Consider the following 22925-nt stretch of genomic DNA (forward strand, 5'->3'; position numbering starts at 1 on the left):
TACTAATTACTTAACCACGCCTTAGTTTCTTTAATTCTATAAGAATCACCTTTAATATTAATTACAGTTGCCTTATGAGCTAGTCTATCAACCATTGCTGCTGTTAATGTTGGATCACCAAATATTTCTTCCCACCTAGTAAATGCTAGGTTAGTAGTAATAACTATTGATTTAGTTTCATTTCTCATTGAAAGTAAATTAAATAATAACTCACTACCTTCTTTATCAAAGCCAATATATCCCAGTTCATCTAATATGACTAAATCATATGTGATGAACCTTTTTTTATAATTAGTAAGTTGGTTTAGCGTCATTGATTCTTTTAATTCTGTTATTAGATTAGGCACTGTAATATATAATACATTTTTACCTTTCATATTAGCTGCGATACCTAGTCCAATCGCTGTATGAGTTTTACCAACACCAGGATTACCAACTAATATTACATTTCTTCCTTCATCTAAAAACCGTAATGATTGAAGTTCTCTAATTTGATTAGAAACTTCAATAGGAAATGATTCTAACTTTAGATCATGTAAATACTTAAGGTGCGGATATTTAGCCATTCTAATCCTACGATTAATACCATTTGATTCTCTAGCCTTCACTTCACTAGTTAATACTAGATTTAAGAAGTCTTCGTAACTTGCATTATTATCCATTGCTTCACTAATAATGCTTTGATAGTTATCTCTAATATTTGCTAGTTTTAAATTGTTTGCTAATTGCTCAATTGTCTTCATTGAATATTTTCTCCCTGATTAAATAAATTTGATATTTGTGTTAGTTGGTTTGAACTAACCTCTTCAATACTAATTTCATTAGTTTTACTACACTTTATGTTTTTGCCATTATTGAGTTTTACTAATAACTCATTTAATTCATAAATATCATTTTCACTAATCAATTTAATGAAATCTTTGGGGTTTGTGGTAAAATATTTATGAAATAACTCCTGATATATTTTTGGAGATTGTTTTAGAGCCAGTGAATTTGTTAGTGCACCAGGCTTTTTTAATAAAGTAGAAGTGTAGTGAAGAATATTGATGGAATGTTCTTTATTACCTTCTATTTTTTTATGACTTGCTATTAGTTCGTGTTTTAAGTTGTAAACGTTGATATGTCCTATATAAACGTTAGAATATACACTTTTACCAACATAAGAATCAGGAACTGAATAATAGTTAGATTCAATCATTATTATTGATTCATGATTTACTTTTGATTGTTCAAGTCTTCCTAGTTCATATCTTGTTTTTGGTAAGTTAATTAATTGAGTTTTTTCGTTTATTAATTTTATTTTATCTTGATTAAGTTTATTTATTTCACCAAATACATAATCTCTTAAACTTTTTAGTGAGTTAAATTTATAGCTGAATGTAAATAACTCTGTTCTAGCTATTTTTCCACTATTTTCTACATGTCCCTTTTCATTTCCGCTTCTTGGGTTCGTTGTCATAATTTTAAAACCATAATAGTTAGATAGTTTAATTAATTCTTCATTATAAATCTTAGAACCACCATAGACAAATCTACTTACGACATTTCGCATATTATCAAAAACGATTTGTTTTGGTACTCCGCCTATTTCTTCAAAGAAGTGTACTAAACTATCAATGAATGTTTCAAACTTTTGATTTTCATAATGTTTTACGAAAATATAATTACTGTATGGTAGTGTTACTGTTGCTTGATGCACTTTCTTTAACTTACCATCAATTATGACTTTAATTTCATGAAAATCATATTCTGCCCTAAATCCTGGCTCATATTTTTGTTTTATAAATGTTTCCTTATTTCTATTCTTATAACGCTTATATTCTATTTGAATTGTTGTTATACCTACATTAAATCCCTCTGATCTTAATTTCCTATGAAGAAGTGATGCTGTTACTTTTTGTTTGTTTAAACCTAGTATTAAATCTTTATCTTCATCTTGTTTTAGTAACTCATAAAATCTTTGTTTCAAATTACCACTAAATATCTTTCTAACACTTACACCTTTTCTTATAGGTGCACTTACTAACTCTTTTTGAAGTTTAATTATTTGTTGTTTGTCTGTTTCATTTTCTATTAATTTTGTTAGTTTATTCATTTCTTTAACATACTTATTAACTGTATCTTTTGAAATGTTCAATTCTAGAGCTATTTTTCGATTTGACATACCGTTACGCTTTAATGATAATATATCGTTCTTCATGTATATTGATACCATTCTTTCTACCTCACATCATTTAATTTATATGAGGTTATTATACTATGCGTGGGTATACTGACCTAATTTCGTACCAACATTATTTGTTTTATTGACCTAGTTATATATTAACAAATACAACTTTCTTTATTTTATTAATGTCATCTGTGATAATCCAGTCATCCATATTTTTTTCACGATTATATTCAAATGGTTCAATTATCTCTATATGATCAATTGTAATCACACATAAGAATTTTTTACCCACCCATCTTTCATATTGATGTTTAGCAAGATTTAATTGTGATGCATGAGCATCAACAAATTCTTTTGATTCATCTTCTGTCATTTTATTTGTTTCTAAAACTGTTTTAACTACTGCTTTATGCGTAACAAGTAAACTACCACCTGTTTCAACAAAATATAAAACATCACCAGATTTCACTCTACCACCAAGTGGTGATTTTCTACCAGCAGCACCTCTAATAATTGATTGTTTTGTGCCTATTATTAGTTTTTCTAATTCTGTACCTTTCTTATCTAAATAAACAAGATGTTCAGCTTTTCCCTCTATACCTTCATACTGTAGGCTATTCCATAGATACATCAATATATTGTGTATGTTATATCAAGTTATCCGTGCACACTAATTATATTATGATTGTATCAATAATGTCTTTAAATCATTAATCTTTTATAGAATCTTTTAATGTCTTAAAGACACTCGATATAATGATGAAAATCGCTGTGTGTCTTTTACTCACTAATTTACGGCTTTGACTGTTTGTTCAATAATTAAGAGCACAGCTTTTTCTTTTAATCGTTAATCAGTAAAATAACGCTTTGACGTTTGATCTAAATGCCTAATTACGAATAGAATAGAAAGAGTTTAGTGTTTCAGCGCTTTTAAAACTTAAGGGAGTGTGATTTTTATGTATCACCTAGGCATAGACATTGCCAAATTTAAACATGATTTTTGTTTGATTGATGATGATGGAAATATCATTATTAAACCAACAACAATCACGAATACTAGAGAAGGGTTTAACGCATTGCTAGCTGCATTAAAACCCTATGACTCTAGTTCAATTCAAATAGGTTTTGAATCAACTGGTCACTACACTGAAAACCTAAAACAATTTTTGTTTGAAAACAACATTAGTTTTATGATTCTAAACCCAGTATTAGTTTCTAAGCGTAAGAGTTCTCAAACACTTAGAAGAACAAAGACAGATAAGATTGATTCTACTTACATCGCCATGTATATTAAAGAAACAACTTATAAGCCTTATTCATCTTTATTATATCATACAGGTGAACTCAAGCGTTTAACTCGTTTAAGAAAACAATTAATCCAAAGACGTTCGAAATCCTTAGTACGCATAACAAACGTCTTAGATGTCGTATTTCCTGAATTTAAACCCTTTTTTAACAATCAATTAGGACCTACGGCCATGTATGTTCTTGAAACCTATAGAACACCTGATAACATCTCTAAGTTAACGCTGCGTCAAATTAAACAGATTGAATCAATCGCTAAAAAGATTTTAGATACCAATCACATAACCAAATTAGTTTCTTTAGCAAAAAACACTGTTGGTTCTGCTTCTAATGTTAACAACATAGAGTTAGATATATGTATACAAGATCACAATTTAATATCTAGACAAATCGAACAAGTTGAGCATGAAATCGAATTAATTATGGAAAAAATCCCTAACAATATCTCTTCCATTCCTGGTGTTGGTAAAGTAGCAACCGCTGGTATTATTTCAGAAATCGGTAGCTTTGAATTGTTTGATTCCTATGAAAAAATACTATCGTTTGCCGGTTTAGAACCTAGCACTAAACAATCTGGAGCAATGGATTTAAATGGTCATATGGTTAAGCATGGTTCAGGTTACTTAAGATATTATTTAATGTATGCTGCACAAACAATTTTGATGCATATTCCTGAGTATTATGAATACTATCAAAAGAAACGAAATGAGGGTAAAGCACATTGGGTTTCCATCTCACATGTCGCTAAAAAATTACTTAGAATGATGTATCATTTAGAAACTAAAAATCTTAAATTTGAGCATCAAAGCTAGCAAATATTGATGTGAAAATAAACCCATCTAGTAAAAAACCTCGAAATCGAGGTCTTTTACTGTTTATTTTATTAAAACACTTGACTCTTTATAGTAAATTATTGACCGGTAATTATATTTTAATTTATCAATTAAAACTTTAATAACTCCTTAAGTTTACTATGATAAAATCTAATGAAATTATTTATTCAAATAACGAATCCCAATATTGCAGCTAAGAGCACAATTAGAGGAGCAGGCACTTTTTTACTTATTAATAATAAAGCGCCAATAATGACCACCCCATATACAGCAAAGCCAACGGGTAGTTTTATAGTTTGATTAATCGCTGTCATTAAAATTAGACTTGCTGCTGTTACACTAACACCTGACAAAAAATATCTAATCTTCTTAATTTTACGACTTTTTTTCCAAAGCGGAAAAATAAAGAAAACTAATAAAAGTCCAGGCAGAAAAATACTAATCCCACCGATTAAACCGGCTAGAAATGCAAAATTAGAATTTGCAAATGATCTTGAGGAAATAAAGGCAGCAAAACTAAAAAGTGGTCCAGGTACCGCTTGATCAATAGCGTATCCTGATAAAAAATCATTTAATGATATCAAGGATTGCGCTTGAACTAAATCTTGAATCATGAGTGGTATAACAATTTGTCCTCCACCAATCACGGAATAACCATATCGGTAAAATGATGTGAATAAAATAACTAGATTGCTATTAAACCAAATTCTAAGGCCTTCATTTAAAATCGCGATGCCAATTACAACTATTAAAATTAGCCATTTTGGCTTTAGTTTGTCGTCTATTATAGTTTGTTCTTTACGATGTGGCATTAAATAGATGCTCCCTCCTAAAAGAAGCATGATTGGAACGATCCACATCGAATATCCTACCAACAGTATGCCTAAGATAAGCATTAATGCATAGACTATCCAATCTTTAAGTTTCTTTAAAACCTTTTTCGATAATGAATACGCAGCATAAATGATAAAAGATACGGCAATTGCTGGTAAATAAGTCATGATGGGTCTCCATCCTTCATGACCACTGATAACAGTAAAGAAAACACCAATCAAACTCATAATGATAATTGCTGGAAACGCCCAGACAAGAAACGTTAAGATGGCTAAAACAGGTCCGCCAACATGATATCCAATTGATGTAACAGTTTGGGTACTACTTGGTCCAGGAATAATCGCATATAATCCAATTTTTTCTGTTAGTTCTTCTTCCGTTATATACTTTCTTTTTTGAACCAGTAATGATGAGAAAATACCGTAATGTGCCTCAGGTCCACCATACGAACCAAGTGACGCAAGAAAAACATCCCATAAAAACACATGCCATTTAACCTTGCCCATTTTATTTAAGGTCTCCTGATTCAATTCTTTCTAATAACTGTGTAACCTTTTCTTTAATTAGGTCTCTTGTTAATCTAAATGCTTCAATTGATTTTCCTGAAGGATCATCTAATCCCCAATCTTCACGATGTTCATTAGGTATCCAAGGACATTCAGCACCACATCCCATAGTAATTAAAATATCTGGCACAGGGATATCACCAAGTTGTTTTGAATATTGCCCTTGAAGATCAATTCCTATTTCCTTCATCACTTCAACTGCAAGTGGTTTAATTTCATGATATTCTTCTGTTCCTGCTGAATATACATCGATAATTCCCTTACCTAATTTCCTGGCCCATCCTTCTGCCATTTGACTACGACACGAATTATGAACACAAACAAATGCAACTTTCTTCATATATTCCTCCACTATTATTTTTCACATATTGCATGATTAAAAAAATCATGATTTGCCTTTGGCTTTAATTAATATTTAAATTCTTCATAAAAAGCGTTTAGGAACTTGTAATTCAATTCGTAATAAACCCATGTTCCTTTTTTGCTTGCATGAATAATTTGGTTTTTTTCCAATAATTTTAAATGGTATGATAATGTTGGTTGTGTAATGCTAAATGATTCAAGTAAATGACATACACAACGTGCACCATAAGATAAAATATCAATGATTTCAATCCGAATTGGATCACCTAAAACTTTATGGATTTGCGCCATTTCTTGATATTGTTTTCTCATAATAAGACTCCCTCTATATTGATAGTCATCTATATATTATCATGATTTAAAAATTATTGATATTGTTGATTGTTCCTTTTCAAATTATTTACAATAATAGAACTATAAAAAAATAAACATAGAATAATCTAATCTCTATGTTTATTAGAACACTTTTTTAAGGCTTTTAAAGATCCTTAACTTCGGTTTTTTTAACGCCATATCCTAAATTAGAAATGGCACTTTCAATGCTTTTAATAGAAACAGTTTCATCGTCATATTCGAGTTTTACTTTACTTGAATTAAACATAACGTTAACACTATCTTGATTAACACCATTTAAACCCTTAATAGCACGATTAATCTTTTGTAAACATGATGGACATGTTAATGTTTCTAATTGAATTATCGCTTTTTTCATTAGTTTTGCTCCTAATATATATATGTAGTCCTCATATATACATTAGATCTCCTTCTTTTAAGATTTTATAAAGCGGACTATATTATAATTAAATTATGATGATATCACAGACTAGTTTTCTTAACTCCTTACAGCATCTATGACTGGTTGAGAAAGGATATAGCTGTGACTTTAATTAAATATGGTTATGAGTTGGATACGGCATTTGACTGGTCATTTCCTATTAGGTTACATTCATTAAAGCCCACAGTACTAAGCTTGTATATCAATCATAGAAAGGCAGGTTTTATTATGATTTTAGTAGGTATTGATGTCGCCTCAATTAAAAATGACATCGTTATCACCAATCATTTAGGTGAAGTTTTTAATAAACATTTTACCATTGAAAATTCACGATTAGGATATAAAAAACTCCTTAGCGAAATTTCATTGGCTAAAGAGTTCTTCAAAGATTCTAATGTGCGTATAGGGCTTGAATCAACTGGACATTATAGTAGAAATATTCTACACTTTTTAATCCTCGAGGGATACAATGTTATGTTCATTAATCCATTATTAACCAATATGGACCGTAAGGCTTCTTCAGTTCGTAAAACGAAGACTGATTCTATTGATGCCAAGGCCATTTGTATGTTTCTTATTAGAAATCAAAATGATTTCAAACCCTATACATTATTATCATACCATATTGATGAACTAAAAATATTAGTTAGACAAAGAAAATCTTTAAAAAAACAATTAAATAAGACTTCCAATCAACTTAAAGCTTATATTGATCAAGCTTTCCCTGAGTACCATAAAATCTTTAAGAATACTCTTTCTAACGCTTCATTAACTCTTTTAGAGTCTTACGCTTCTCTATCCGAGTTAAAACGTGTTAGAACTAACACTTTAACTGAACTTCTAAAGAAATCTTCAAAAGGTAGACATGGTCTAACTAAGGCTGAAGTGATTAAGGAATTTGTTAAAGCATCTATTGGCATTGATAGCGAATCTCTTTCACTATCAATTAAACAATCTGTTCAAACAATTAAAAGTATTGAACTTCAAGTAAGTCAAATTAATGATTTACTAGAACATCATCTCAACCAATCTAAAACAACACTTCTAACGATTCCTGGTATTGGTATTCAAACTGGTGCCATTATTTTAGCTGAGATTGGTGATATTAATCGTTTCAAGTCTGATGATGCCTTACTAGCTTTCGCTGGTCTTGACCCTTCTGTTTATCAATCTGGTAAGTATGAAGGCAGTTTTAAAATCTCTAAGCGTGGCTCATCCATCCTTAGATGGGCTATATTTCAAGCTGCAAAAATAACTGTTATGCATGACCCTATTTTTAATGCTTATTTTCTAAAGAAAAAATCTCAAGGTAAGCATTATTTAACGATTATTGGTCACGTTACTAAAAAGTTACTTAGAGTCATTCGTTCTATTTTAAAGAACAATAGTGTTTATACTGTTTCTCATTAACCGTATTTAATTATCAAAGATCTAAATTCTGATGTTTCATAGACATCTTTTTTAGCATGTCACTATATCAATTCAACTATTTTTTATTAAATACTTGACTTTCATCTAATAGTTGGCTTTCTCTTATATTTTAGTAATCTCATTCCATTTAAAATCACAATTAGAATGCTTGCCTCATGAACCAACATTCCTATTGACATATTCATCCATTCACTAAACAATAAACTGATGATTAACCATAAAACGACACCAATTGCTATCCCTATATTTTGTTTCATATTGCGAGCGGTTGCTTTGGCAAGTCCAAAAGCATGAGGTAATTTTGAAATATCCGAATTCATTAAAACAACATCGCCTGTTTCAATCGCAACATCGGTTCCGTTTCCCATTGCAATCCCCACTTGAGCAGTTGCAAGTGAAGGACTGTCATTGATACCATCACCAACAAAAGCAACAATCTTATGCTCCCTTTGTAATTTTTTGATAAATGCTTGTTTATCTTCTGGTAACATGTTGCCATATGCTTCAGTCATTCCTAATTCTTTGGAAACCAAACCAACAGTGCCCTGATTATCTCCTGATAAAATGATGAGATTTTTAGCACCTTGCTTTCTTAACTGATCTAATTGTTTTTTAACATCCGGTCTAATTTGATCTTTAATACACATTAATAGTTCTAATTCATTATCAACTGCTGTTAAAACAATCGAGTGTCCCTTTAATTCAAAATTCTTAATATCTTCTAACATCTTTTGATCAAGTTCGATATGTTCATCTATCATTAATTTCTGATTGCCTACAACAATTCTTATACCTTCAATATCGGCAATGATACCACCACCTTTAACAACTTCGTTTTTTAAAACACGATAATTCGTTGCAGGTTCTCCAATATAATCTAAAATTGCTTTAGCAAGTGGATGAAGCGATTCTTTTTCAATACTGTATAAGTAACCTAGTGTTTTTTTTAAATCAGCTCCATAATATTCAACACTTGAAACGACAGGTTTTCCAATAGTTAGTGTCCCTGTTTTATCAAATACAATTGTATCTATTTTACTAAAATCATGGATAACTTCACTCCCCTTTAATAAGATACCTTGTTTTGCACCATTACCAATACCGGCAACATTTGAAACTGGAACGCCAATCACTAAGGCACCAGGACATCCTAGCACTAAAATCGTTATGGCCAGTTCAATATCTTGCCAAATAAGATAAACAATGATCGCTAAAACTAACACGAGTGGCGTATAAAAAGTTGAAAATTTATCAATGAAGCGTTCTGCTTCTGATTTAGAATCTTGCGCCGATTCAACCAGTTCAATAATTTTACCGAAGGTCGTATCTTCCCCTACTTTTTCAGCAATAATGTGTAATGTTCCATTTTCTAAAATGGTCCCAGCAAAGACATGATCGCTTTGCTTTTTATTAACTGGAACACTTTCACCCGTAATGCTTGCTTCATCGATTGATCCTTCTCCTTCAATAACTTTACCATCAACTGGTACTTTTGATCCCGTTTTCACCTGTAAGAAATCACCAACTTCGACCAAATTAATGCTTACTTCTTGATACATGCCATCACTCATTTTTTTAAGTGCTGTTTCTGGTGCCATTTCAGTTAATTCTTTGATTGCACTTCGTGTTTTATTAAGTGTCTTTTTCTCCAAATAACTTCCAAATAAGAACAGAAACGTAACAATCGCAGACTCTTCATAGTTCTTAATCACAAAAGCACCAATCACTGCGATTGTAACCAAAACATCAATACTAATAACTTTCACTCTGATCGATTGATAAGCTTGTATTGCGATTGGAATGATACCTATAATAGATGCAATCATTAATGCAATTTGAGATAATTTTTCAAGCCCAAGTAGATAATGACCGCTAAAAGCAATAACAATTAAGAATAAACTTAAAAATGCGATTTGATTTTTATAATTAAGAATTGTTTTTTGTATGTTCATTTTACTCATTTCACCTCTTTTCCCTTTTCTACCCTTATTATAGCAACTCAAAACACAAAAAAAATTGACCTAGGTCAATTTTTCAAATCTAAATTATTATTTTTTTATTATTCGTTTGCAAATCTTTTTAAATTATCATGATTAATAATTTTTATCGTTCTTTGTCCTTCTAATTCAATTAAATTGCTTTTTTTAAGTTCCGCTAGATTTCTACTTAAAGTTTCACTACTCATTCCCAGTATTGAAGCCCAATCAGACTTTGAAAAAGGAAGTGTAAAGATATGATTACCCTTACTTAGTTTTAGTATTGAAGCAACAATTCTTTTTTCTGACAAATCTAAATTGTAACTTTCGATTTTATTGTCACTTTCTGATAACCGCGTTGAAAGTTCACTTAGCATTCTAATCCCAATTTGGGGTTTATCCATAATGTACTCTTTTAACTTACTACCTTCTAACATGCAAACTGCGCTATCTTCTAAAGATACTGCAAAGTTGTTAGCTTTTATATTTGTAAAAAGTAATTCCTCACCTAAAAAATCCCCTGGATTTAATATCCTTATAACCTGTTCATTACCGTCATCATTATATCTAGCAATTTTTATTTTGCCTTGATGAACAACATATAAAGCAGCGCCTGTATCACCCATATGATATAAAAAATCCCCTTTTAAAAGCCTTTTGACACGTATCAAATTACTTATATCTGCTTGTTCATTTTCATTTAAGTGATTAAAGATCGGCACTTTAAACAAACAAGATTTTTCATGTTTTGATAACACTATTTACCTCCTAGGTTAACTAAGATCATTTATGATCTTTCTTATCATTTAAAACACCTTCAAAAATAATCGAATGCGATTCAACTTTCCCGCCGAATATTTTTTCAACTAATCTATCTAATTCTTCTTGATACTCAATATTAAGATCATATATTTTCTTAGTTTCTTTATCGTAAAAGTGGTAATGTTCACTTTTATTCTTATCATAAATGTACCCTAATTCCGGATGTCTCACACGATTAATATATCCCGCAGTAAAAAGGGCATTTAAATTTCTATATATCGTTGCTATCCCAATTTTTAAGTTTTGGTTTTTTAATTCAATAAGTATTTCTTCTGCCGTCATATGTCCATCTGAAGATAAAATTAAATCATATATTTGTTGACCTTGTTTGGTTATTTTCATCATATCACCCACTTATATTATATACCAAAACATCATTATTTTACTGCTTTTTAATTGATAACATTCTAAGGCCATTTAAAATGACTAAAATTGTACTACCTTCGTGAAACACCACACCAAGAGGAAGTTTGACGATACCAAAAATATTCATAAAAATTAAGGCTATAATAACTGTAATTGAAAATATAATATTTTGTGTGTAAATACTTTTGGCTTTTTTTGATAATTTAATGATTTCGGGTATTTTTTCTATGTTATTATTCATTAAAACGATATCAGCGGTTTCTAACGCCACATCGCTTCCAGAACCCATGGCGATACCGACATCAGCTACTGTAAGCGACGGCCCATCATTAATGCCATCACCAATCATTGCTACCATCCCATTTGTTTTTGCTTTTCTAATCTCTTTAACCTTATCTTCAGGCAAACAGTTGGCAATCACGCGGTCAATGCCTATATTTTTTGCGATGCTATTTGCATTAAATTGATTATCTCCTGTTAACATGATTGTTTCTATATATATACCTTGCATCTTTTTAATCGTACTACCTACATTTTCTCTAATTTTATCACTAAATGAAATAATACCAATCAACGCATCGTTTAGAGTGATTTCAGATGTTGTATAACCTTTTTCCTGCTGCTCTTTAATCCGGATGTCATTAAAGTTTGTTTTACCCACAAAGTATTCTTGATTATCAATAACAGATGCCATACCTCGACCTTTTTGTTCAATGGTTTTGAGTTCCATGTTTTTAATTAATATCTTATCTTCCAAATAAGCAACAATAGATTTTGCAAGTGGATGATTGGATTGCTTTTCGATATGATATATATATGATAATATTTGGTCTTTATTTGGGGCATACAAATCTATTGAAATAACGTTAGGATAACCGGCAGTAATTGTGCCTGTTTTGTCAAAAAAAATTGTTTTAACATTGGACAGTTTTTGGATGGCATTAGCACCTTTAATTAGAACACCTTCTTTCGTTGCTCTACTCATTGTTGAAAGCATCACCGGTGAAACTGAGGCAACTAAAGCACAAGGGCTTGCCACAACAAGCAAAACAATCCCTTTATAAAACGATGTATTAAAATCCCAAATCTTAAAAAACGGTGGTAAGAACATCATTAAGACGGCGGCTATTAAAATGACATACACATAATATTTTTCAAATTTTTCGATACCAATTTCTGTTTTTGTTTGTTCACTTTGAGCCTTTTGTATAAAATCAATAATTTTTTGCATTGAAGAGTCTTTTGCTGAGGAACTGACCTTAACATAAATGGCCGAAGCTTGATTAATTGTTCCTGAAAGAACCGTGCTATTTATTTCTTTAGCTACTGGCATATATTCCCCAGTAATCATTGACTCATCAATGACCGTTGAACCTTTAACAATGATACCATCTGCTGGAACTTGCTGACCGACTTTTACTAACACGATATCGCTAATGATTAAGTCATTGATATTCACAATCATTTCTCTATCATCTTGAATTTTAATCGCTGTTTCCGGAATTAACTTCATGAGAGACTCTAATGCATCACTTGATTTATTAAGGACATATTCTTCTAACACACCACTTAAAGCAAATATAAATATTAATACTGAGCCTTCTTGATAATTACCAATAAAAAACGCAGCTAAAGCAGACAATATCATGAGAAATTCGACATTTAATGATTTTTCTTCAATTGTTTTTTTAACGCCTTCAACAGCTTTTGATCTTCCACCTATGATAAAAGCTAAACTCCAAAAAATAATTTCAATAATTTCATCTTTTACAAAATAAGCAATAGCCATGAATACAACAGAAATAATGAGACTCATCAAATCAATTTTTAATTTTCTTTTCATAACGCATCTCCATATATGATAATAATAACGATTATCACTATTATATTATAAAGGTAATAATTTGTAAAGTCGATTGATTTCATAAATAATATTTTTGTGGTTATCTTATGATAATGTCTTAATAGTTATCTTTCAATAATGTCCTAAAGTATATAGAATGGTAAGTACACATCAAGGAGGTACTTACTATGAGGAAGGTAGAGTTAAAAGCAATGGAACAAATGAAGTATGAAATAATAAAGAACTTAGTAACTAATAATGGTAATAAGTTAAACGCAGCAAATGTAGCTGAAAATGTTTTAGCAAGAGATTTTATGGCAACAAAACCTAACGAAAAGTGGTTAAGTGACATTACTGAATTTAAAGCAACTAATGGTAGGAAATTATATCTATGTGCAATTATGGATTTATTTTATAATTCAGTAGTAGCTTATACATTAAGCACTACTGCAAATAATGAGCAATTATATAAAACATTTAAGAAAGCTTTAAAACTAAATCCAGGTGCAAGCCCATTATTTCACAGTGATAGAGGTTATCAATATACAAGTATTCAATTTAAAAAAATGTTAGAAGAGCAAGGTATAACCCATAGTATGTCTAGAGTTGGTAAGTGTATAGATAATGGACCTATTGAAAATCTTTGGGGAATAATAAAAACAGAAATGTTTTACATTAATAAGTTTAATAATACAATTGAGATAGAAAAAGCAGTTAACGATTATATTGAGTTTTACAATAATATGAGACTGCAAAGCAAATTAAAAAGCCAAACTCCTATGGAATATAGGAATCTGGCTATCTAATTTTTATAATATTTAACCTGTCTACTTGACAAGTATCAGTTCAATCTCTTTATTCATTTATTTTTAATAAATTCCTTTACTTCAATATAGTTTGGAATTGAAACAATTCCCCCATATTTTGTAGTAACTAAAGCTGCAGTGGCATTACTAATAGTTAGTATTTCTTCTGCATTAGTTTTATCAATTATTAATTTTCTTTTATTTAATTCTGATAAAAATGTTCCAATAAATGCATCTCCTGCACCTGTTGTATCTACTGGGATTACTTTAAATGATTTAGCTTCATAAACTTCATCGGTTCCGTTTAAATAGATTCTTGAACCTTCTTTACCTAATGTTAAGATTACATATTTAACATTTCCAACAAATAAAGCTTTAATTGCTTTATTTTGATCTTTAATACCTGTAATGAATTCTAATTCATCATCAGATACTTTAATTAAATCACTTAATGGAATAAAGTCATTAATTACACTACGGTATTTTTCTAAATCATTCCAAAGTGATATTCTAAGATTTGGGTCAAAACTAATAAAACCATTAGTCTCTCTCACATAGTTAATTGCTGCAAAGTGGGCATCTTTAATTGGATAGTCATCTAATGATACTGAGCAAAAGTGAAAGATTGAACCTTCTAGTAATTCTTTTGGTAAATCTTGGATTTTATAAAGTTGATCAGCCCCTGGATTTCTATAAAAGACAAAATCTCTTTCACCATTTTTAGCAAGTGTTACAAATGCAAGGGAAGTATTAGCTTCACTTGTTTTTAATATGTAGTTTGTATTTAGTCCTTGGTTATTTAATTCATCAATTAAAAATTCTCCAAAACTATCATTACCTACTTGACCTACAAAGTATGAATCACTACCATTTTTATAAGCAGCAACACTAACGTTTGCTGGTGCACCACCAGCATGTTTAGTAAAGTTATTAACTTCTTTTAATCTTGTTTCCTTTTCGTGTGGAATAAAATCAATTAGAAGTTCTCCAAAACTAACGATTTTTTTCATGTAATCACCTACTTATATAATTTTAAATTACTAATTTCAAGTTTACTATTTTGACTATAAAAACCAAAGTTAGTATCGCTTACTCTAAACATTCTTCCTGTTAAAGCAACTTGATTTTCAATATATAAAGTTACAATACTTCCTGCTGCTTCTAATCTTTCTTCAAAAAGAATCGTAAAGTTTACTTGATCCTTTGTTAAAAACAAATCATTATTTGTGTAATTATATGTATCATTACCAATTACACTACCACGGTTAAATGACATTAACTTCTCTTTTACATTTAAATCATAGCGATAACCTGAATTTAAGCCATCAGTATCAAATAATATACCAAATTTATCATCTAATGAATCAATATTAATTGTTCCTGTTATTTTATTTATACCTGTTAAATCATCAAAAATAACATATTCATAATCGTTACCACCAAACTTGATTTTATCTTTATCAAATTTAGTATTCGTTTTTGTTACTGTTAATTTTTGATTGTTACTAATTTTTTTATCTAACTGGCTAATGATATCAACATATAATTCGCCACTTGCTTTTTGTTTTAACTCATGAGCAATAAAGTTTCCACCCCAACCAAATTCTACTGGACGGTTAAAGTCACTAGATACCCAACCCATTAATAACATTTGTGAATCACTTGCTGCAATCTTACCTGCATAAAGTCCTGTTCCATCAAATACGTTTAGTGTTGGTTTAATAAATTCACCATCAATATCTTTTGAGTAAAGATAATGTGTGGCTCTTACGGGCCACTGATCACTAAATGTTAAGTACCAAGTACCATTATGAAATAATAATGTTGGACATTCAAGATTTGAACTTACATCTAATGTTCCATTAACTTCATTATTTAAGAAAAAGATTCCATCATCTTCTTTCTCCCAGTTAACTAAATCTTTTGAAGTTAAGTATCCGATTGCTCCTTTATTTAAATATCTTGTTGTAAATAGCATATAGTATACTTCTTTTTCAGGAATATAAACAACATGTGGATCTCTAAAATCATTAGAATCAAAGTTATATTTTGGATCTTTTGGATTAATTTCAAAGTTTTCATCTTTAACCCAAGTTTCCATATTATCACTACTTACAGATACTCTAATAGTTTCTTTCGGATTTAATCTTCCATTATGTGCTGTATAAAACGCATAATATTTACCATCTTTTTCAATTACCGAACCTGTACCTAATGCAAGTTCTTGATTAGTTGTATCATGGACTACAGGAATTACTTCCCCGTGGTCTTTAAACTCATAAAAGTTTTTCGTTGAAAATCTGTACCAAGGATGAAATCCTGGGTTTGGTACACTATCGTGAAGATAGAAGAAATTCCAATCTTCACCATCATAAAATGGCATAACGTCACCAATATTACCATCTTTGTGATTAATAAAAAGTTCCATATTACTCTGATCAACATCGATATATTCTTCCTTCTTACATGAAGCAAGAATGATACTTGTAATAATTATTAAAATACTTAAGATTATTTTTCTATTCATTTCTCTCCCACACTTTAATGTCGATGTTTTCTCTTTCCTTATTTAGTTTAACATTAATTGTCTCTTCATCAAAATAAACTAATGTTGTTATTGTTTTATCTACATTTTTCACAAATAATTCAATAGATGATACATCCATATAAATTTCTATTTCTACATTATCTAAATTATCTACTTCAACATATCTCTTTTCAAGTGGATATAATTTTGTAGTATCTGTATCTAATGTAACAAAGTCTTTGTTTATTGTTACTGTAAAGTAGTCATCTTCACTACCAAATTTAATAACACTTTCTTCTTTAGTATCTGCATTAATAATCGCTTTAAATACTTTACTAATTGGTTTATTTATCTCTGATTCTTTATTAAAGATAGTCTCTGTATTAAATGACTCTTGCATTAATTTTCCATCTACGATACTTAACTTTCTTGCAAAAGTTAAAGCACCGGTCCAATTATGATTGATATCAGCTGTATAGTATGGTTTTTCCCACATATCCATCCATGCAATCATAATTCTTTCACCTTTATCATTTAAGATAGTTTGTGGTGCATAGAAATGATGACCTAAGTCTATTTCATCCACATATTCAATTTCATAGTGTCCTGTTTCTGTATCAAAGTTACCAATTGCATATAATGAACTATTAACATTTCTAAATCTATTACCATCTTTTTTAAGACTTGTTCCTGAAAATAATAAAACATGTTTACCATCTAATTCGAATAGATCTGGACATTCTGCCATTACACCAAACATTTTGTTTGGTCCTATTTTACTTAAATATTTATAGTTTTTAAAATCTTCAGTTTGATAAACTAAAAACTGGCCTTCATCATTATTGTTTTTTGAACCAATTAAGATAAAGTTTTTACCATTGATTGTAATTGGATTTGGATCTCTAAAATCAACTTTTGAACTATCTTCTGGTAAATCATCAACTGTTAAAAACGGCTTATCTAGGTACTTCTTAAAGTTTATACCATCGTCAGAAATTGCTAGACTTTGTTCTTGTAATTGATGTCCGTCATCAAAATGTGATGTATATAATAAGTATAATTTGTCATCATGTACAACTGAACCACCTGAGAAACATCCACTTTCGTGTGGTAAATCTGGTGCTAATGCTACTGGTAAATGTTCCCAGTTATAAGTATCTTTACTCTTAGCATGTCCCCAGTGCATTGGACCCCATTTACTATCATATGGATAGTATTGATAAAATGCATGGTACTCTCCCTTATAAAATACTAATCCATTCGGATCATTCATCCAACCAACTTCAGGCATTAAGTGTAGTTTATGACGATGTTTTAAATTAACTTTATCTTTGTTTTCTAATATAAATTTGTTTGCATTATCTAATGTATATTTCATAATAAATCATTCCTTCTAAGCATTATACATACTTCTATAATTTTATAAATAATAAGGGAAGATAAACTTCCCTTATGTTTTTTAACCTTTAACTAATTGAGTAATTGTTATACTTTCAAAGAAAATTTTTGCGCTTCCTTCGTTAAATCCACCTAATTGGAATAATATCTCAAAGTTTTGATTAAAAGTTTGGAAACTTTCTGTTTCATAACTAAATGTTTGATATTCAGTTGTTAGTTTAATTGTATCTGCAATCTTTGGTTCCCACTGTCCCATAGGGTTAACAGCGAAGAATAATTCAGCAGCTTTATCAGCACGGATTTTAAGATCTATTCTATATCTTGAATCTGCTTTAAATAATAAGTCTTCAATGAAAACTTTATTGTGCCAGTCAACTTTACCAAATTGCTTAACGTCATAAACTAACTCTTTACTATCTAAATCAATATATAGTGATGCTTCTGCATCTTGTCCTTCAAAGCTTTTGATACCTGTAACTCCTGTAAATCTTGTTACTTCTTCTTCAAAGACATTATAGTATTCTAGGTTTACATCTGAGATTTCAATTGTAACTGGAGAATTTTGATTTCCAACTTGGAAAAACATTTCAAAATCATTAATATCTTTATCGTTTGTTTCAAATACGTGTTTAAAAGTTCTTTCTTCATTTTTCTTTACTTCTGGACCTGACCAAACATAGTTTTCATCACGGCCATTACTTTGTTGGTCTAATACACGTGCAATAAATTCATATTTAATATCTTCAGTTGCCTTAATTGTGTATGATAAGATGTATTTTTTATTAGCCACTAATTGTATTCCTTCTCTGATTAGTTTTTGTTCCCAAATACCGGCAGCAGGTTCTGTAATATCTAATATTGCTTTGTCATCTTTTACTTCAAATGTTGAAGCACCATTATCATTAATGTGTGAAAACTCTGATAGATCTATTACTTGTAATTCTAATCCACTACTAATTTCAACAAATAATCTTTCTACTAACAGTTTATAGTCTTTATTTTGACCTAAGTCTAATACTAATTCTTCTAGTTTATGATCACTAAATGCATCAACTACAACTTCAAACACTTGTAACTCTTCATTAATATTAAATGTTTTTGTAACACCTAGAATGCTTAACTTAACATCTGTTAATTCTTTTGAAGCTTGTAAAAATAATTTGATTTTATATGATGATCCTTCATCTAAATCAATTGCTTTTACTAACTTAGCATTTTCAACATTATTATCATATACTAAACTACCTTTAGAAACAGATAATATTCCTTCATTATCTCCTTCTAATACTTTAAAACCATTTAATGCTTCTGCTGAGATATCATCAAATTTATAGTCAATTACTTTACCTTCAATAACTGAATCATTAGCGATAGCATCAATAAATATTGTTTTTGATGTTTTAACTTTTTTGTTTTTTGAATCAGTAACTGTTACTTTAACTAGTTCTGAACCTATTTCTTTAACTGTAATTTCTTTTCCTGAAATTTCTACATTTGATGATTCAGTTGTTAATTCGATTGAGTCTTTAATATCATTGCCATCTTGGTCAAATGCTAAAATATCTGTTGTAATATCTGTTTTTACATTAACTTTTACAGTTATTTCCAGAGGTACTTCTAAACTTGGTTCTTCTCTTTTACTACTACATGCAACTAATACCATCGCTGATATAAGTATTGTTAATCCTAATATAATTTTTTTCATACTTCATCGTCTCCTTTATGTGACTTTACTTCTTCCATTGATTTATTTGTTAAATATGAGATTGTTTGAATAAATGGTACAAATAATAAAATAGTTAGAGGTTCTACAGTAACTAACCAAATTAAAATTGCTGTTATTATAAACATAAATAATGTTCTTTTGAATGTTACTAAAGATAAATATAAACTATTTTTAATTAACTCTTTAAAACTTACTTTCATTTCAATAATAATAATTGGAGGATATATTAATAAATAAACAATAATTCCTATTAATAAATATCTAACTACAATATTGAAGTTGTTACTAAAACCACTACTATCTATAACTATTGTTAAATATACTAATCCTAAGAGCATGGTTAAAAGAACAGACATTAAAAGTATGTTTTTAAAGTTTTCTTTAATTGTTTTAAATATTGTTTTATAATTACTATCCTCTTTAAAAAATGCAATTAAACCTACATAGATCCCATAAAAAGGTACGATCAATATTGTAGATATAAGGATTAGTAATCCCGCAAACAGATAATCAAATACATAATTACCTATTTTTGAATACCATTTAATCATTATTTATTTAAACGGTTATATGCTGCTTGATGAATATCTAATAATTCATTAAGCTTCATTTTATTTAATTGTGCAATATAAGAACTCCATTCAGAATCTGATACGCCACCATTTAATAACCATTTTGTAGTAGTTTGATATGTATAACTATCAATATCACTCTTTAGTCTTTGAATTTGATTAATTTCACTTAATGTATAAGTTACGTTAGGGAAATTAGTTACATTTTCATAAACATATGGTTTTATATATTTTTCTAACATTACTAATCTTAAACGTGCACGGTATTCCATAACAATTGTATTTTCCCATTGTTCATGTGATAAATAGACAATTCCCATTGGTGCATTTTTAAGTCTTAACTCATCACTTGTTACACCTTCTGGTAATGGTTTTTCAACTAACATACCATCTTCATTTAACTCTTCCTGAAATACAATACCTTTTGGTCCATAATTAATTTGAGCTGAAATAATTGGATCATAAAATCTGTCAATCCATGTTAGTAAAACTTCTGGGTTTTCAGCATTTTCAAATACTACGAATTGACCTTTAACAACTTCGTGGTTGTTTGAGATACCAACATTTTGTTTTCCATCATGTCCAATTAGTGGTGGAACTGCTACATAGTCATCTTGCCATTCAGGTTTAATAACCGTTTCTTTTTCCCACCAGTAAAATGAACCTAATCTTTGTGCATTCCCTTTTCCTTTTGTTAGTAAATCAAAGTCACTTTGACTTAGTATTTCTTTATCAATCAAACCTTTTGTAATCCAGCTTGCTGTACTATTTGTAGCATCTTTAAACTTCGAATCAGTTGCTGTAAATGTAACTTTACCATCAACTACTGTTAAATGATCGATATTTTCTGCAATACCAAATGCTGAGTATAAGTCAGCTTGGTTACCTTGCCAACCACCATATCTAAATGTTAATGGAATTAATTTGTCTGCTTCTTGTGTTAAAAAGCTAGCATTGTCTTTCATTGCCGTTAAGATTGCTTCATATTGGTCTAAGTTAAATCCACTTACTACTTCATTGTTGATTTTAATTGTTAATTCATTTAATTTAATATCTTTATTTGTACTATCCTCTGCTAAATTACCACCAATAACTTCAACTTTAATTGTATTGTTATTTTTATCTTTAATTAAATTTGCATCTGATAGTTTATTGATCCATGTTTTGTTAACAAATAACATGTTTGGATGCTGTAATAATCCCATCTCTTCAACTCTTGGTAATGCATAGATATGTCCATCAGGAGATGTAATAACTTCTTTGATGTCTGGACGTTTTTCTAAGATATTTTTAAAGTTTGGCATATTATCTAAATACTTATCTAAAGGAATAATTGTTCCTGAAGCTGAGTACTGAATAATGTCACGGTCACTAAATCCTGCATGATACATTGCATCTGGACGGTTCTTTTTAGACCCGACAATCATGTTTCTTGTTGTTTGGAATGTTTCTTCTGATAAATTTTCCCAGTTAACTTTAACATTTGTGTCTGTTAACATTTCTTTAAAAATGTCCATATCATTATAATCAAGTGCTAATGCATTTTTAGGTGCAGTAATTTTATATTCTACTTGTTCTTTTACAATAGGTAAACCATTTGGATTATATCCAAGTTCTTCTAATGATTTTGCTGGGCCTTTTTTACCACCACATGAAACTAGTGTCAGTGATATTAAAGCTGTCGCAACAATTATTAAATATTTTTTCATAATTTGTTCCTTCTTTCTTATTTAAAACTTCCTACTAAAAATCCTTCTTCAAAATGTTTTTGGATAAATGGATAAATTAGTATAATTGGTAAACTTGAAACTATAATAATTCCATATTTTATTTGGTTTGCAAGTTTCAATCTTTCATAAATATCTTCGCCTGTAATTCCTCCAGAGGAATTATCATTAACAATTAAGATGTTTCTTAAAATAATTTGTAAGGGATATAAATTCTCACTATGAATAAATAGCATCGCATCAAAGTATGAATTCCATCTTCCCACTGCATAAAATAAAACCATTACGGCTACGATCGGTTTAGATATTGGTAATATAATTGACCAAAATGATCTAAAATGACCGGCACCATCTATCTCAGCTGCTTCTATTAACTCACCTGGGATATTTGATTCATAATAAGCTTTAACCATAAACATGTTCCATACTGACAATCCTTGCGGGATTATTAGTACTAATGGATTATCGATCAAACCTAATTTATCGATCAATACATAATATGGAATTAATCCACCACCAAAGAACATTGTAATAATGAAGAACCACATAAAACCTTTTTTAAATGGTAATTCTTTTCTTGATAGTGCATATCCTGCTGGAATAGTTAATACAATATTTAATAACGTTCCAAAGAATGTATAAAGAATTGTATTTCTATACCCGACCCATATTTGCTTATCTGCAAATATTTTTTTATAACCACTAAAGTCGATGATATCTGGAAAAATCCAAACTTCACCATTTAATACTGCATCTGGTGAACTTACTGAAGCAATTAATACAAACCATAAAGGATATAGTATTATTACTGCTAGTAAAATCATTAATGACATTACAAAAAAATGAAATATTTTATCGCTTTTCGCTCTACTTATATTGTTCATA

General features: G+C 29.7%; 21 protein-coding genes. 3 read left to right on the forward strand and 18 right to left on the reverse strand.

The features are described from left to right. Positions 1–2: 2 nt before the first annotated feature. From istB to EXC62_RS08195, 3 genes are all read right to left on the reverse strand, one after another. Positions 3–743 carry an IS21-like element helper ATPase IstB gene (gene istB / locus EXC62_RS08185; RefSeq protein ID WP_026391028.1) on the reverse strand — a complete coding sequence of 247 codons (741 nt, stop codon included), beginning with the start codon at positions 741–743 and terminating at the stop codon, positions 3–5. Then, a complete protein-coding gene (istA, locus tag EXC62_RS08190) occupies positions 740–2215 on the reverse strand; it encodes an IS21 family transposase (protein WP_162140305.1) in 1476 nt (491 codons plus the stop codon). Before istA ends, istB begins: the two co-directional genes overlap by 4 nt. 100 nt (positions 2216–2315) lie before the next feature. Further along, entirely contained in the window at positions 2316–2801 is a 486-nt protein-coding gene (locus tag EXC62_RS08195; protein WP_035375888.1) for a hypothetical protein, read from the reverse strand. 325 nt (positions 2802–3126) lie between these two features. Here EXC62_RS08195 and EXC62_RS08200 point away from each other — a divergent pair, with 325 nt between their 5' ends. After that, entirely contained in the window at positions 3127–4287 is a 1161-nt protein-coding gene (locus tag EXC62_RS08200; RefSeq protein ID WP_035375889.1) for an IS110 family RNA-guided transposase, read from the forward strand. 188 nt (positions 4288–4475) lie between these two features. Here the strand turns inward: EXC62_RS08200 and chrA are convergent, their stop codons facing one another. The 4 genes from chrA to EXC62_RS08220 all read right to left on the reverse strand — a co-directional run bounded on the left by chrA (position 4476) and on the right by EXC62_RS08220 (position 6783). Further along, on the reverse strand, positions 4476–5648 hold the full coding sequence (chrA, locus tag EXC62_RS08205) for a chromate efflux transporter (RefSeq protein ID WP_035375890.1): 1173 nt from the start codon (positions 5646–5648) through the stop codon (positions 4476–4478). 1 nt (position 5649) lies between these two features. Continuing rightward, positions 5650–6048 (reverse strand): arsenate reductase ArsC, encoded by a 399-nt coding sequence (locus EXC62_RS08210; RefSeq protein WP_026391032.1) that lies wholly within the window; start codon positions 6046–6048, stop codon positions 5650–5652. A gap of 68 nt (positions 6049–6116) precedes the next feature. Continuing rightward, positions 6117–6383, reverse strand: coding sequence for an ArsR/SmtB family transcription factor (locus EXC62_RS08215; protein WP_052590055.1), 267 nt, complete (start codon positions 6381–6383; stop codon positions 6117–6119). Positions 6384–6549: 166 nt separating this feature from the next. Further along, the gene (locus tag EXC62_RS08220; protein WP_026391033.1) at positions 6550–6783 is read right to left on the reverse strand and encodes a heavy-metal-associated domain-containing protein; all 234 of its coding nucleotides are present in this window, start codon (positions 6781–6783) and stop codon (positions 6550–6552) included. A gap of 165 nt (positions 6784–6948) precedes the next feature. Between EXC62_RS08220 and EXC62_RS08225 the strand changes: the two genes are divergently transcribed. Next, positions 6949–8256, forward strand: coding sequence for an IS110 family RNA-guided transposase (locus EXC62_RS08225; RefSeq protein WP_129747579.1), 1308 nt, complete (start codon positions 6949–6951; stop codon positions 8254–8256). A gap of 101 nt (positions 8257–8357) precedes the next feature. Here EXC62_RS08225 and EXC62_RS08230 read toward each other — a convergent pair whose 3' ends face one another. The 4 genes from EXC62_RS08230 to EXC62_RS08245 all read right to left on the reverse strand — a co-directional run bounded on the left by EXC62_RS08230 (position 8358) and on the right by EXC62_RS08245 (position 13284). Beyond that, entirely contained in the window at positions 8358–10223 is a 1866-nt protein-coding gene (locus tag EXC62_RS08230) for a heavy metal translocating P-type ATPase (protein ID WP_162140188.1), read from the reverse strand. Between the two features lie 113 nt (positions 10224–10336). Beyond that, positions 10337–11011, reverse strand: coding sequence for a Crp/Fnr family transcriptional regulator (locus EXC62_RS08235; RefSeq protein WP_052589842.1), 675 nt, complete (start codon positions 11009–11011; stop codon positions 10337–10339). A 25-nt stretch (positions 11012–11036) separates the two neighbouring features. Further along, entirely contained in the window at positions 11037–11417 is a 381-nt protein-coding gene (locus tag EXC62_RS08240; protein WP_197724339.1) for a Fur family transcriptional regulator, read from the reverse strand. Between the two features lie 40 nt (positions 11418–11457). Continuing rightward, positions 11458–13284, reverse strand: coding sequence for a heavy metal translocating P-type ATPase (locus tag EXC62_RS08245; protein WP_052589846.1), 1827 nt, complete (start codon positions 13282–13284; stop codon positions 11458–11460). A 188-nt stretch (positions 13285–13472) separates the two neighbouring features. On the opposite strand from EXC62_RS08245, the gene EXC62_RS08250 reads away from it, so the two are divergent. After that, positions 13473–14090, forward strand: coding sequence for an IS3 family transposase (locus EXC62_RS08250; protein ID WP_026390432.1), 618 nt, complete (start codon positions 13473–13475; stop codon positions 14088–14090). 53 nt (positions 14091–14143) lie between these two features. Here the strand turns inward: EXC62_RS08250 and EXC62_RS08255 are convergent, their stop codons facing one another. The 7 genes from EXC62_RS08255 to EXC62_RS08285 all read right to left on the reverse strand — a co-directional run bounded on the left by EXC62_RS08255 (position 14144) and on the right by EXC62_RS08285 (position 22924). Further along, positions 14144–15100: a carbohydrate kinase family protein gene (locus EXC62_RS08255; protein ID WP_162140181.1), complete on the reverse strand. Its 957-nt coding sequence runs from the start codon at positions 15098–15100 to the stop codon at positions 14144–14146. Between the two features lie 8 nt (positions 15101–15108). After that, the gene (locus EXC62_RS08260; protein ID WP_052589849.1) at positions 15109–16617 is read right to left on the reverse strand and encodes a glycoside hydrolase family 32 protein; all 1509 of its coding nucleotides are present in this window, start codon (positions 16615–16617) and stop codon (positions 15109–15111) included. Further along, complete coding sequence (locus EXC62_RS08265; RefSeq protein WP_052589852.1) at positions 16610–17995, reverse strand: glycoside hydrolase family 32 protein; 1386 nt, start codon at positions 17993–17995, stop codon at positions 16610–16612. The genes EXC62_RS08260 and EXC62_RS08265 overlap by 8 nt, the downstream gene beginning before the upstream one ends. 81 nt (positions 17996–18076) lie before the next feature. Beyond that, positions 18077–19720, reverse strand: a complete 1644-nt coding sequence (locus tag EXC62_RS08270; RefSeq protein WP_026390433.1) for a carbohydrate binding domain-containing protein — start codon at positions 19718–19720, stop codon at positions 18077–18079. Then, positions 19717–20292 carry a hypothetical protein gene (locus tag EXC62_RS08275; RefSeq protein ID WP_162140182.1) on the reverse strand — a complete coding sequence of 192 codons (576 nt, stop codon included), beginning with the start codon at positions 20290–20292 and terminating at the stop codon, positions 19717–19719. Before EXC62_RS08275 ends, EXC62_RS08270 begins: the two co-directional genes overlap by 4 nt. Then, a complete protein-coding gene (locus EXC62_RS08280; protein ID WP_026390435.1) occupies positions 20292–22022 on the reverse strand; it encodes a type 2 periplasmic-binding domain-containing protein in 1731 nt (576 codons plus the stop codon). Before EXC62_RS08280 ends, EXC62_RS08275 begins: the two co-directional genes overlap by 1 nt. Positions 22023–22039: 17 nt before the next feature. Further along, on the reverse strand, positions 22040–22924 hold the full coding sequence (locus EXC62_RS08285) for a carbohydrate ABC transporter permease (protein WP_026390436.1): 885 nt from the start codon (positions 22922–22924) through the stop codon (positions 22040–22042). Position 22925 lies beyond the last annotated feature (1 nt).

The organism is Haploplasma axanthum (assembly GCF_900660745.1).
GTDB lineage: Bacteria > Bacillota_I > Bacilli_A > Acholeplasmatales > Acholeplasmataceae > Haploplasma > Haploplasma axanthum.

Excerpts from the sequence above, each read along its gene's own strand:
- EXC62_RS08255 (WP_162140181.1), bottom strand. The coding sequence starts at position 15,100 with ATGAAAAAAATCGTTAGTTTTGGAGAACTTCTAATTGATTTTATTCCA.
- EXC62_RS08250 (WP_026390432.1), top strand. The coding sequence starts at position 13,473 with ATGAGGAAGGTAGAGTTAAAAGCAATGGAACAAATGAAGTATGAAATA.
- EXC62_RS08200 (WP_035375889.1), top strand. The coding sequence starts at position 3,127 with ATGTATCACCTAGGCATAGACATTGCCAAATTTAAACATGATTTTTGT.
- EXC62_RS08215 (WP_052590055.1), bottom strand. The coding sequence starts at position 6,383 with ATGAGAAAACAATATCAAGAAATGGCGCAAATCCATAAAGTTTTAGGT.
- EXC62_RS08270 (WP_026390433.1), bottom strand. The coding sequence starts at position 19,720 with ATGAAAAAAATTATATTAGGATTAACAATACTTATATCAGCGATGGTA.
- EXC62_RS08210 (WP_026391032.1), bottom strand. The coding sequence starts at position 6,048 with ATGAAGAAAGTTGCATTTGTTTGTGTTCATAATTCGTGTCGTAGTCAA.
- EXC62_RS08260 (WP_052589849.1), bottom strand. The coding sequence starts at position 16,617 with ATGAATAGAAAAATAATCTTAAGTATTTTAATAATTATTACAAGTATC.
- EXC62_RS08265 (WP_052589852.1), bottom strand. The coding sequence starts at position 17,995 with ATGAAATATACATTAGATAATGCAAACAAATTTATATTAGAAAACAAA.
- EXC62_RS08280 (WP_026390435.1), bottom strand. The coding sequence starts at position 22,022 with ATGAAAAAATATTTAATAATTGTTGCGACAGCTTTAATATCACTGACA.
- EXC62_RS08195 (WP_035375888.1), bottom strand. The coding sequence starts at position 2,801 with ATGTATCTATGGAATAGCCTACAGTATGAAGGTATAGAGGGAAAAGCT.
- istB (WP_026391028.1), bottom strand. The coding sequence starts at position 743 with ATGAAGACAATTGAGCAATTAGCAAACAATTTAAAACTAGCAAATATT.
- istA (WP_162140305.1), bottom strand. The coding sequence starts at position 2,215 with ATGGTATCAATATACATGAAGAACGATATATTATCATTAAAGCGTAAC.
- EXC62_RS08285 (WP_026390436.1), bottom strand. The coding sequence starts at position 22,924 with ATGAACAATATAAGTAGAGCGAAAAGCGATAAAATATTTCATTTTTTT.
- chrA (WP_035375890.1), bottom strand. The coding sequence starts at position 5,648 with ATGGGCAAGGTTAAATGGCATGTGTTTTTATGGGATGTTTTTCTTGCG.
- EXC62_RS08220 (WP_026391033.1), bottom strand. The coding sequence starts at position 6,783 with ATGAAAAAAGCGATAATTCAATTAGAAACATTAACATGTCCATCATGT.
- EXC62_RS08245 (WP_052589846.1), bottom strand. The coding sequence starts at position 13,284 with ATGAAAAGAAAATTAAAAATTGATTTGATGAGTCTCATTATTTCTGTT.
- EXC62_RS08275 (WP_162140182.1), bottom strand. The coding sequence starts at position 20,292 with ATGATTAAATGGTATTCAAAAATAGGTAATTATGTATTTGATTATCTG.
- EXC62_RS08240 (WP_197724339.1), bottom strand. The coding sequence starts at position 11,417 with ATGAAAATAACCAAACAAGGTCAACAAATATATGATTTAATTTTATCT.